The 11871-nt window shown below is 40.8% G+C and carries 13 protein-coding genes; 3 read left to right on the top strand and 10 right to left on the bottom strand.

The features are described 5' to 3' along the window. Positions 1 to 29 precede the first annotated feature (29 nt). From KK487_RS02980 to KK487_RS02960, 5 genes are all read right to left on the bottom strand, one after another. Positions 30 to 206 carry a hypothetical protein gene (locus KK487_RS02980; protein WP_013464132.1) on the bottom strand — a complete coding sequence of 59 codons (177 nt, stop codon included), beginning with the start codon at positions 204 to 206 and terminating at the stop codon, positions 30 to 32. Between the two features lie 56 nt (positions 207 to 262). Beyond that, positions 263 to 1234 (bottom strand): aldo/keto reductase, encoded by a 972-nt coding sequence (locus tag KK487_RS02975; protein ID WP_016900618.1) that lies wholly within the window; start codon positions 1232 to 1234, stop codon positions 263 to 265. A 136-nt stretch (positions 1235 to 1370) separates the two neighbouring features. Continuing rightward, on the bottom strand, positions 1371 to 2501 hold the full coding sequence (locus KK487_RS02970; protein ID WP_013464130.1) for a sodium ion-translocating decarboxylase subunit beta: 1131 nt from the start codon (positions 2499 to 2501) through the stop codon (positions 1371 to 1373). Positions 2502 to 2515: 14 nt separating this feature from the next. Then, entirely contained in the window at positions 2516 to 4297 is a 1782-nt protein-coding gene (oadA, locus tag KK487_RS02965) for a sodium-extruding oxaloacetate decarboxylase subunit alpha (protein WP_016900617.1), read from the bottom strand. Positions 4298 to 4309: 12 nt separating this feature from the next. Then, the gene (locus KK487_RS02960; protein WP_013464128.1) at positions 4310 to 4555 is read right to left on the bottom strand and encodes an OadG family protein; all 246 of its coding nucleotides are present in this window, start codon (positions 4553 to 4555) and stop codon (positions 4310 to 4312) included. Between the two features lie 522 nt (positions 4556 to 5077). Here KK487_RS02960 and KK487_RS02955 point away from each other — a divergent pair. From KK487_RS02955 to KK487_RS02945, 3 genes are all read left to right on the top strand, one after another. Continuing rightward, positions 5078 to 5251: a DUF1328 domain-containing protein gene (locus KK487_RS02955; RefSeq protein ID WP_002961939.1), complete on the top strand. Its 174-nt coding sequence runs from the start codon at positions 5078 to 5080 to the stop codon at positions 5249 to 5251. 47 nt (positions 5252 to 5298) lie between these two features. Beyond that, positions 5299 to 5490 (top strand): hypothetical protein, encoded by a 192-nt coding sequence (locus KK487_RS02950; RefSeq protein ID WP_013464127.1) that lies wholly within the window; start codon positions 5299 to 5301, stop codon positions 5488 to 5490. 170 nt (positions 5491 to 5660) lie between these two features. Then, on the top strand, positions 5661 to 6128 hold the full coding sequence (locus KK487_RS02945; protein WP_008115132.1) for a YcxB family protein: 468 nt from the start codon (positions 5661 to 5663) through the stop codon (positions 6126 to 6128). Positions 6129 to 6183: 55 nt separating this feature from the next. On the opposite strand, the gene csrA is transcribed toward KK487_RS02945, so the two are convergent. From csrA to KK487_RS02920, 5 genes are all read right to left on the bottom strand, one after another. Then, on the bottom strand, positions 6184 to 6375 hold the full coding sequence (csrA, locus tag KK487_RS02940; protein ID WP_004587515.1) for a carbon storage regulator CsrA: 192 nt from the start codon (positions 6373 to 6375) through the stop codon (positions 6184 to 6186). Positions 6376 to 6465: 90 nt separating this feature from the next. Next, positions 6466 to 7683, bottom strand: a complete 1218-nt coding sequence (locus KK487_RS02935) for an aspartate kinase (protein ID WP_013464126.1) — start codon at positions 7681 to 7683, stop codon at positions 6466 to 6468. Between the two features lie 6 nt (positions 7684 to 7689). Beyond that, positions 7690 to 10290: an alanine--tRNA ligase gene (gene alaS, locus KK487_RS02930; protein WP_215521983.1), complete on the bottom strand. Its 2601-nt coding sequence runs from the start codon at positions 10288 to 10290 to the stop codon at positions 7690 to 7692. Positions 10291 to 10309: 19 nt separating this feature from the next. After that, positions 10310 to 10762: a regulatory protein RecX gene (locus tag KK487_RS02925; protein ID WP_138764108.1), complete on the bottom strand. Its 453-nt coding sequence runs from the start codon at positions 10760 to 10762 to the stop codon at positions 10310 to 10312. Next, on the bottom strand, positions 10762 to 11550 hold the full coding sequence (locus KK487_RS02920) for a BPSS1780 family membrane protein (protein WP_215521982.1): 789 nt from the start codon (positions 11548 to 11550) through the stop codon (positions 10762 to 10764). Before KK487_RS02920 ends, KK487_RS02925 begins: the two co-directional genes overlap by 1 nt. Positions 11551 to 11871 lie beyond the last annotated feature (321 nt).

Here is an 11871-nt window from a genome sequence, read left to right as displayed (position 1 = left end):
TTTTTGTGTGTGATATTTAAGTTTCAATCTTAATTTACAAGTACATAAATTAGCTGCACAACCAAAGATATCATGACTAATGGCCAAATATACTTGCTGTATTTGGTAGCACCCTCTAGCCCCATTTTACTTTGGTACTTTTCTAGCAAAGGAATAATGATCACCAAAGCAATCACTAAGCTAATTAAAATGACAAATATATTCATATCAACACCTTTGTATTATACCAATTCGTTTAAATAATATTGAAACGGGTATTAACTTACGGCAAAGCGCAGCCTTTCGCGCTAATATATAACTCATACCAATGCTCTCGACTTAAGTTAATATTAATTGCATCACTCGATGCCTTAATACGATCTACATTAGTTGTGCCTATAATTGGCTGAATCGATGCAGGATGGCGAAGTAGCCATGCCAATACAATAGCTTCTGCACTTGTGCCATATAAAACGGCAAGCTTACTAACTAAAATACTCGTGTTTACATCCGCTTGTGACGCTTTTGATAGGTCACCGCCTGAGTATAAACCTTGGCACAAACTGCCCCAACTCTGAATTTGAATGTCATGCTCACGACAATACTCAACACACCCTGGGGTAAAGTTAATATCTTTACCATCGGCATTACCTACATAAATGCCCTCATCAACCCACTGATGTTTTTGTAAACTGGCCTCTATTTGATTTGCCACAATTGGCATATCTAAAGCGCGCTGCAAAAACCTTATTTGATGTTGAGACATATTAGAAACTGCAAAATGACGCACTTTGCCACTTTCTTTTAAACAGCTAAATATTTGCGCAACTTCCTCCACCTCCATTAATGGATCGGGGCGATGCAACATAAGCACATCTAAGTAGTCGGTATTTAATCGTTTAAGTGAGCCCTCAACAGAACGCTCAATCCAATCAGCAGAAAAATCATAACGCTGCGGGTTTTTCTCATCAGCAAAGCGAATACCACACTTAGACTGAATATACATTTGTTCTCTGAGCTCAGGACGCTCAGCCAACGCTTTACCAAAAACGTGCTCAGCTTTGCCTAAGGTATAAATATCAGCGTGATCAAAAAAGTTAATCCCGCTTTCAAATGCTGCGTCTATGCATGAATGAGCTTGCTTTAAGTGCCCACTGTTGATGGCGTCTTTATTCCAAGCACCTCCTAAACCCATACAACCAAATACAAGCTTACTAACCTTGGGTAAATATTTTGCCAGCGGAGTGTGTAACATTTGACAGCCCTTTTAAAAAATGAAGAGTGATTACTTTAAACAAAAAACCCTATACAAGAAACCGCTTAATCTAAAACATTAAATTTTAGGCAAAAAAAAGCGCAGTAAACTGCGCTAATGGTTGGATTAAATATTACTAGCCAACAAGTGCTAATAAAATACCTGCAGCAACAGCACTTCCCAGTACGCCAGCTACATTAGGCCCCATGGCATGCATCAGTAAAAAGTTATGCGGGTTATTTTCAAGACCGACTTTATTAACTACACGAGCCGCCATAGGAACAGCCGATACACCCGCTGCACCAATTAATGGATTAATTGGGGTTTTTGAAATTTTATTTAAGCCTTTTGCCATAAATACACCTGAGGCCGTACCAATAGCAAACGCCATTGCGCCCAGCACTAAAATACCAATGGTTTCCACTGTTAAGAACTGCTCGGCAGCAAGCTTAGAGCCTACCGCTAGTCCTAGAAATATGGTGGTTATATTAATAATTTCGTTTTGAGCACTGTTACTTAGCCTATCGACCACACCCGACTCACGCATTAAGTTACCCAAACAAAACATACCAACCAGTGGAATGGCGGCTGGTAAAAAGAGCGCAGTTAAAGTGAGTACCATCAGCGGAAAAATAATTTTTTCCTTTTTTGATACTTTACGCAGTTCTGGCATTTGAATTTTACGTTCTTCAGGCGTTGTAAACGCACGCATGATAGGCGGCTGAATAATAGGAACCAACGCCATGTACGAGTACGCAGCCACTGCTATAGCACCTAATAAATCAGGTGCCAGCTTTGACGCTAAAAAGATAGCGGTTGGCCCATCAGCGCCACCAATAATGGCAATTGCTGACGCATCTTGTAAACTAAACTCAAACCCTGGAATAAAGTTAAGTAAAATAGCCCCAAATAAGGTAGCAAAAATACCAAACTGCGCCGCAGCACCTAATAACAACATACGCGGATTTGCAATTAAGGCACTAAAGTCAGTGAGCGCGCCCACTCCCATAAATATTAATAACGGAAAAATTCCGGTATCAATACCTACATAGTAAACATAATAAAGTAAGCCACCAGGGTCAGATAAGCCCGCCACAGGAATATTAGTTAAAATAGCCCCAAAACCAATGGGCAGTAATAGTAGCGGCTCAAAGTTTTTAACTATAGCTAAAAATAATAACAAACAACCAACGGCAATCATGATCAGCCCAGGAAATGTAAAGTTAGCAATGCCTGTGGCATGCCAGAGGTTTAAAATACCATCCATCCTCTAATTACTCCTTAAGCTAATGCAATCATTGCATCGCCGGTTGACACTGAATCACCTTCAGAGACAAGCACGTCTGCAATTGTACCGGTATGCATGGCGCGTACTTCGGTTTCCATTTTCATGGCTTCCATAATAATCACCACATCACCTTCATTTACTACCTGACCTGGCTTTACTTTAATTTTAAAGATATTACCGGCAAGTGGCGCATTAAGAGTTTCACCTGAAGCAACTGATGCCGACTGTGGAATATGCTCAGAGTCTTTTAGCGTCACCTCTTTAAGCTCACCGCCTTGAGCAACCACGACATCGTATACTTTGCCATCTACTTTAACGCTGTATTGCTCAGCCTTAACGCCTTTATTGTTTGCCGCTGATTTTTCAGGTGCTTTATTGGAGCTATCATCAGCGCTAGGAACAGGTTCAAATGCGTCAGGGTTATTGCGGTTTTTAATAAACTTCAAACCAATTTGTGGGAATAAGGCATACGTGAGCACATCATCAATTTGCTCATCAGCAAGCGTTAAGCCTTGCTCTTGCGCAAGTTTACTTAATTCAGCCTCAAGCGTTTCAAGTTCAGGTTTGATCACATCTGCAGGGCGACAGGTAATTGCTTCGCTGCCATCAAGTACACGCTCTTGTAACTCTTTATTCATAGGAGCAGGTGTTGAACCATACTCACCTTTTAATACGCCAGCGGTTTCTTTGGTGATGGTTTTATAGCGCTCGCCAGTAAGCACATTAAGTACTGCCTGAGTACCAACAATTTGCGAGGTCGGTGTAACTAATGGAATAAAGCCCAAATCCTCACGCACCCGTGGAATTTCAAGTAATACTTCGTTTAGTTTATCAGCAGCGCCTTGCTCTTTAAGCTGATTTTCCATGTTAGTTAACATACCACCTGGCACTTGGGCTAATAAAATTCGGCCATCAACACCTTTTAAACTGCCTTCAAACGCAGCGTACTTTTTACGTACGTCTCTAAAGTAAGCGGCAATTTCTTCAAGGTGGTTTAAATCAAGCCCAGTATCACGCTCAGTACCTTCCACGATTGCAGCAATTGTTTCAGTTGCTGAATGACCATAAGTCATACTCATAGACGATACAGCCGTATCGAGCATATCAATACCGGCATCAATCGCTTTTTGATACGTTGCGGTACTTAAACCCGTTGTTGCATGACATTGCATGGCAATAGGAATTGAAACCGTTTCTTTTAAGCCTTTAATCAGTTTTTCTGCATCGTAAGGCTTAAGCAATCCCGCCATATCTTTAATACAAATTGAATGACAACCTAATTCTTCAAGCTGCTTAGCAAGTGTTAGCCACATATCCAATGTGTGTACTGGGCTTACCGTGTAAGAAATCGTACCTTGGGCATGCGCGCCTACTTTAACCGCCGCTTTTATGGCAGTTTCTAAGTTACGTACATCATTCATGGCATCAAAAATACGAAATACGTCTACGCCATTTTTGTGTGCGCGCTCAACAAACTTTTCAACAACATCATCAGCATAATGGCGATACCCCAATAAGTTTTGACCGCGAAGTAACATTTGCTGGGGTGTATTTGGCATCGCCTTTTTAAGCGCGCGAATACGCTCCCACGGATCTTCGCCTAAATAACGAATACATGAGTCAAAGGTAGCTCCCCCCCAAGATTCTATAGACCAATAACCTGCGTCATCAATTTTTTTTGCAATAGGTAACATGTCGTCTAATCGCATGCGGGTAGCTAAAAGCGACTGATGTGCGTCTCGAAGTACGAGTTCTGTTATTTTTAATTTAGCCATTGGTATGCTCCTCTAATTATTATTTGTTTTGTACTGAGCAATGGCAGCACTAATTGCAGCGATGTGCTCATTTGGCACACCTTGAGATTTAAAAGATGGTGTTCTCTGTGATACTTCAAGTTCTGGCTGAGAAAATTTGCTAGCCAGCTTAGACATAACTGTCACTGCACCAATCAATAAAGAAAGAAATACAAACACCCCCACCATACCGGTTAGCATTAAATTGCCTGCAGTTGTGAGCAAAGCCCCTATATCCATAATTCTCCCCTGTTCAAAACTGAATACATAAAAAGTCAGTTTATTTAAATAAATATTCACCAATAGTAACAAAAACTATTCTTTTGTCTACACATTGTAAATTGGTAAAACCAATTAATCTAAAAGTAACATATCACCAATAAGGTTAACACCACCTAAAATAGCTTATTTAACCTATATATATAGATGGTAAAAATGTTCGTTATAAACAAAGAATATATAAAAACCCTAATATTCTGTAAAAACACATAAAAATATACCTAATGAGCTAATCCACTAAAAACTGCCAAAGCAAATGTTAATTGGTCTTACCAAAATAACGACTGTAAAAACTATTTATTATCTCATCAGACACCACTGTGAATAAGTTACAGATAAAACCGTAAAAATTACCAACCTAATATAAAGCCAAACTCAAAAAGATAAGTTAAACCGTTGATTTAAAACAAAATAAAATACTGGCATATTACTCGCTTATATAAAAACAACACTTTAACACTTAGATAAATCAAGGAGATGACAATGTTACGCTGGACAATTACATTTTTGGTGATCGCACTAATCGCAGCCGTTTTAGGATTTGGTGGTATTGCAGGAGCCGCAGCAGGAATTGCTAAGATCATATTTTTTATCTTTTTAGTTTTACTGGTTATTTCACTTGTCTCTGGCGCCTTACGTGGTAAAAGCCCCAGGTAGATAAGAAACAACGAACTTTTTTAAATTTATATACAAGGAATTACATTATGAAATCATCAACACTTAAAGCAGCTGCTATTGGCCTATTCGCAAGTGCATTTATTATGGGTTGTGAAGACAATCATGCAGAAGAAGCCGGTGAACGCATCGACGAAGCCGTGACAGATGTTCAAAATAAAGTAGAAGATGCCTGTGAAGAAGTAAAAGAAGGTGTCAACGCTGAAGAAACAAATTGCTAATTCAGCCCCTTTTTAAAAAGCGACCATTTGGTCGCTTTTTTTTGTGTTTAGTATTAGTCGCCAAGTTGCTACCCATTAATTATAAACTCTGAACTATTAATTCTTTTTAAGCTGCGCATTTGCCACATAGCTTGCTAAAATGATAAAAAATAGCTTTTAAGTATAGATGCATGGTATTTACGACAACCTATAAACTCGATAAACCTTACTTTTATGAATGCTTCGACCAATCGCTGCCTTATAGTAAACGCGCGCAACCTAAATATTTTTTATTAGCACTGCTTGTTGTATTGGGATTATTTGGTATTTATGGTTTAGGAGATCATTACCTAGGTACATTTTTGCTGATGCTAGCCCTACTCGAATGCATCGCCTTTTACTATCGCCGCCCATGGTGGGTTACCAGGCAAATGCTAAGCAGAGCGTCTGGTTCTGAAGTCACTCTCACCTTCGACGAAGACGGAATAAAATCAACCAATCATTACAAAAATTACCAGTTAGCTTGGCACGACATTAACGAAATAATTACCACCGATTGCGGGCTACTGTTAAAAAGTAAAAGCGGTATGCAATACATTTCTAAGGCAATACTCGACGAAGAAACGATTGATTTTATAAACAAAAAAGCCACTCAATGAGTGGCTTTTACAAATGTCATAGTTACATTAACTAGCACATTTTATACTATATTGATTAAGCATTGCCCGGATTAGGGTTAGACTTTTCAGCTTGTATGCGCATGTAAATTTCTTCACGATGAACTGATACGTCTTTAGGTGCGTTAACACCGATACGAACTTGATTTCCTTTAACACCTAGAACAGTAACGGTTACTTCGTCACCAATCATAAGGGTCTCGCCTACTCTACGAGTTAGTATTAGCATTCTCTTGCTCCCATGTTCCAATAAAATTATAAGATTCCGCACAAACATTTTAATTAAAATTAGACTAAAAAGTAAGTAAAAACTCTCAATCTATTCATTTTCTGTTAAAAATGTCTTATGTAATGCACGAACAGCCAGCTCTAGGTATTTTTCATCTATTAAAACTGAAATTTTAATTTCTGAGGTGGCAACAAACATCACATCAATGTTTTCTTGTGCTAGCGAATCAAAAAATAAACTCGCTACCCCGGAATGAGATTTCATCCCCATACCCACCGCTGACACTTTCGCCACATTGGTCAATCCGTCAATTGCCTGTGCGTCAAATTGCTGTTGCTCAGCCGTTAACAAATCAAGTGCGTTTAAGTAATCATTTAAATGCACAGTAAAAGCATAGTCGACTTTTTCAACTTTATGATTAATTTGATTAATCATATCTATTTCGATGCCATTATCAGCAAAAAGTTTCAAAACTTTTGCAAGATGTTTGGTGCCTTGCGGCATTCCATGCACCTTAATTAAGCACTCATCTCGATTAAATGCAATACCCGATACGACATTGCTTGTCACGTCGCTCTCCTCAAAACTAATTAACGTGCCTTCATCGGGTTTAAAGCTAGATAACACCCGCAGAGGAACATTGTGTTTACCAGCAGATTCTACAGAGCGAATATGTAACACTTTAGCGCCTAAACTTGCCAGCTCAAGCATTTCAGCAAAGGTGACATGACTTAAACGTCGTGCGTTAGGTTCCACACGCGGGTCTGTAGTATATACGCCATCAACATCGGTATAGATCTGACACTCATCGGCTTTTATTGCACCAGCAATTTCAACCGCAGAGGTATCGGTGCCACCACGCCCAAGCGTGGTCACGTTGCCCTCAATATCGCGCCCCTGAAAGCCGGCAATAATAGCAATACGGTTATGTTCAAGTTCATGTTTTAAACGCGTTGCCGCAACTTCTTCTACACGGGCTTTACCGAACATGTTATCGGTTAATATATTCACTTGATCGGCTAGTAAGCTTACCGCTGAATGGCCGCGTTTAATAATGGCCATCGCTAATAAAGCAATAGAGACTTGTTCACCGGTACTGAGTAATACATCGAGTTCACGACTACTCGGGCGAGAGTCGATTTGTTTGGCAAGATTAATTAAGCGATTGGTTTCTCCCGACATTGCCGAAAGCACCACGACCACTTGGTGGCCTTGTTGCTTAGTTTTAACAACAAGGTCGGCGACCGCTTCAATACGCTCTATTGAGCCTACCGAAGTGCCGCCAAATTTTTGAACTATAAGTGCCACTTAAGCTTAAGTACGCTCAGTTAACCAAGCTGTTACGCTATCAAGTGCTGCTGTTAAATTTTGTGGCTCAGAACCACCCGCTTGCGCCATATCTGGACGACCGCCGCCTTTACCACCTACTTGGCCTGCCATGTGATTAACTAACTCACCCGCTTTTACTTTGCCAGTTAAGTCTTTAGTTACACCCGCAATTAAGCTTACTTTGTCGCCGCTGGCAACACCTAAGGCAATAACACCTGAGCCAATTTTATTTTTAAGGTCATCAACCATACCGCGAAGCGCTTTTGATTCTGTGCCCTCAACGTTGGCCACTAACAATTTAACCCCGTTAATTTCAACCACTGAATCAAGTAACGATGCACCTGCCGCACTGGCTAGTTTATCGTTAAGCTGGGCAACTTGTTTTTCAAGCCCTTTCGACTTTTCAAGCAAGGCAGTTACTTTTTCAAGCACTGACGCATTGTCACCTTTTACAAGCGCTGCAACATCAGCTAATTGTTGCTCTTGCTCGCTTACATAAGCAATTGCCTCTGCACCTGTTACCGCTTCAATTCGACGAACACCAGCAGCAATACCGCTTTCAGATACAATTTTGAATAAACCAATGTCACCCGCACGCTCTACGTGTGTACCACCACAAAGCTCGATTGAGTAATCACCAATAGTCACAACGCGTACTTCGTCATCGTACTTTTCGCCAAACAGCGCCATTGCACCTTTTGCTTTAGCATCATCAATTGCCATTAGCTCAGTGTTAAGAGCAAAGTTACGACGAATTTCGTCATTCACTACGCGCTCAATTTCGCGCAGTTCTTGTTTGGTCACCGCTTCAAAATGTGAGAAGTCAAAACGCAGACGATCTGGCTGCACAAGTGAGCCTTTTTGCGATACGTGCTCACCTAAAAGCTGACGCAGTGCTTCATGCAAAATATGCGTAGCGGTGTGGTTTTTCTTAATACTGTCACGGCGCGCATCGTCAATAGTCGCATCCACTTTATCGTTAACGCCAATACGCCCTTGAACTGTTCCATGGTGAGCAAAAGCATTACCCAGTTTAGTGGTATTAGTCACCACAAACTCACCGCCGGCTACTGTGATTGTTCCGCTATCACCAATTTGGCCGCCTGATTCAGCGTAAAACGGAGTACGGTCTAAAACAATAATACCTTGTTGACCATCTTCAAGTAATGATACAGCTTCGCCACCGGCAAAAATTTCTACCACTGTGCCGCTGTAATGAGTGCTATCGTAGCCTTTAAAGTCAGTGTGCTTGTCTGATTTTAATTGCTCATTGTAATCAGCCCCAAACTTACCCGCTTGTTGCGCAGTTTTACGTTGTACTGCCATGCATGCTTCAAAACCTTGATGGTCAATCGTCATCTGGCGCTCACGCGCAACATCGGCTGTTAAATCAGCAGGGAAACCATAGGTATCGTAAAGCTTAAATACTAAGTCACCCGGGATCACATCCCCGGTTAAATCACTTAAGCTTTCTTCTAAAATAGCTAAACCACGCTCAAGCGTTTTACCAAACTGCTCTTCTTCAATACGTAGTACTTTTTCAATAATTTCTTGTTGCTTAGCAAGCTCTGGGTACGCTTGACCCATTTGCTCAATAAGTGCAGCAACCAATTTATAGAAAAACGCGCCTTTAGCACCTAACTTATTACCGTGACGTACTGCACGACGAATAATACGACGCAATACATAACCACGGCCTTCATTTGATGGCATAACCCCATCTGAAATTAAAAATGCACACGAACGAATATGATCGGCTACCACGCGAAGTGATTTATCATCCATATCTTGTGCATTGGTAACGCTTGCAGCGGCCGCAATTAAGCCTTGGAATAAGTCGATTTCGTAGTTTGAATGCACACCTTGTAAAATAGCTGAAATACGCTCAAGGCCCATACCTGTATCAACAGATTGCTTAGGAAGTGGCTCCATAGTCCCGTCGCTTTGACGGTTGTATTGCATAAATACTAAGTTCCAAATTTCAATGAAACGGTCACCATCTTCTTCAGGTGTGCCCGGAGGACCGCCCCAAATATGCTCGCCATGATCATAAAATATTTCAGAACATGGACCACAAGGACCCGTATCACCCATAGACCAAAAGTTATCGCTCGTTGCAATACGAATAATACGATCTTCAGGTAAGCCTATATCGTTAGCCCAGTAGCCAAAGGCTTCTTCGTCATCATGGTAAATAGTTACTAACAGCTTTTCTTTTGGTAGTTTTACAACCTCAGTTAAAAACTCCCACGCAAATTTAATTGCATCTTGCTTAAAGTAATCACCAAAGCTGAAATTACCTAGCATTTCAAAAAAGGTATGATGACGTGCTGTGTAACCTACGTTTTCTAAATCGTTATGTTTACCACCAGCACGCACACAACGCTGCGAACTGGTTGCGCGTGTGTAAGGGCGGCTTTCAGCGCCTAAAAATACATCTTTAAATTGCACCATACCGGCATTATTAAATAACAACGTGGCATCGTTACCCGGTATAAGCGAACTAGAAGGAACAACTTGGTGTTGCTTGCTGGCAAAAAAGTCTAAAAACTGTTGCCTAATTTGTGCGGTAGTCATGTGCTGCATGTGAAAGTCTCACCTGTATTTACTGTGCTTGCATTGCAAAATTTATTTGATCATAGCTAAATCCTCGATACATTAAGTAGCGCACGCGCTTAGCTTTTTCTTTGTACTCGAGGTTTGCCGGTGTCGTTGAATATTTTTTGTTGTACGCTTCCTGCGCGAGCTCAAACCAATCTATTTCCAGCTCTTCAATCACTGTTTCAAGCAGTGCTCTATCAATCCCTTTACTCATGGCCTCACTTTGAATTCGCTTTAAGCCATGGCATTTAAATATGTGCTTTCTTACAAACCCTTCACAGTAACGCTGCTCGTTAATAAAATTGTGCTTTTCGCACCAATCAAGCAGGTTTTCTATGAACTCGTCGCTTGCTTCTCTTTGCTGTAACTTTTGGGTTAACTCTCGGCGCGAATACTCTTGCCTTCCTAGTAACCAAAGCACATAGTTTTTTAACTTTTGTTTTAACGTATCATCCATTAAGCGTCAAAGCGCCCGCTTTGCTCGCTACTTAAAGGCTTAATGTTACTGTCATCACTTGGTGGCACAACGGGCATAAAAATAGCCTGATAAGAAACAAAGAAACTAATGTAGCAAATTGGCATTAAAATCAACAGCGGTAGTAGCGATAAGAACATCGACACCACTATTAATAATGCGCAAATAATACCATAAACACTCAGTGGTAAAATATTATAATAAAACACCATAAACGAACTTTTTAAGGCATTTAAAATACGTTGTTCTTTATTAAAGTAAACCAGCGGTACCGCATAGGCAAACGAAGTAAAGTATATCGACAGCGCAATTAAAAACAGTGCCACATTGGCAAACGAAATACTCTCAAGCATTTGGCTAATTGCTGTATTAGGGTCTAAGTCAGGCTGCGTCATAACCGCCATCGCATCGGAAAATAACCCATTGGCGAGCAGCGCAATTAAAATACCGGCACCCATTTGATAAAGCGCTAAGCGAAATAAGCCTAAGCGATTTCCTTTTGCTGAAAAGGGTTTCAAAATGTCGGCTAACATAATTTTTCCGCCTTGCTGCTTGGTAAGCACGGCTTGATAAAAACCAGCGGTTAAAAATGGTGTAGCCAATGCTGCGACTATTTGTAATAACGGCAAAAATAAAGACAACAAGCCAACAATGCCAATAAACAAGTGCATAAAGATAAAGGTTAATGGCTGAGTTTTGAAAATTAGCCAACCCGCTTTAAACCATTTTAATGCCGCATCCGCTTTAAAAATTCGTAATTGTGTAGACATACTTGCTCTTAATTAAAACAAAACACGCCGAGTATAACTCGGCGTTGGTTGGTATTACAGAGGTGGTGGCGATAAATGCCGTTAATATTAGGGTCTGTTGCCCTTTACGGATTAAAATTTGTTCAAACTAGGGGCGATTTAATCGCGGCGCGAGGTTTGTAACCTAGTGGGCTAAGTCAAAACCGAGCAAAGCTTCCGCGTCCTGCTCACGCCCCTTACCTACATCCATGTAGGCAACAAAGAGTAAATCGCCCCTAGGCAGAACCCTTCGGGCAGCGCCTGTTTGGCATTGATGCTGCGTTATCGCCTATTTATGGGGAA

Source organism: Pseudoalteromonas sp. SiA1, from assembly GCF_018732205.1.
Classification (GTDB): Bacteria; Pseudomonadota; Gammaproteobacteria; order Enterobacterales; family Alteromonadaceae; genus Pseudoalteromonas; species Pseudoalteromonas tetraodonis.
This window is presented reverse-complemented; position numbering and strand designations above follow the sequence as displayed.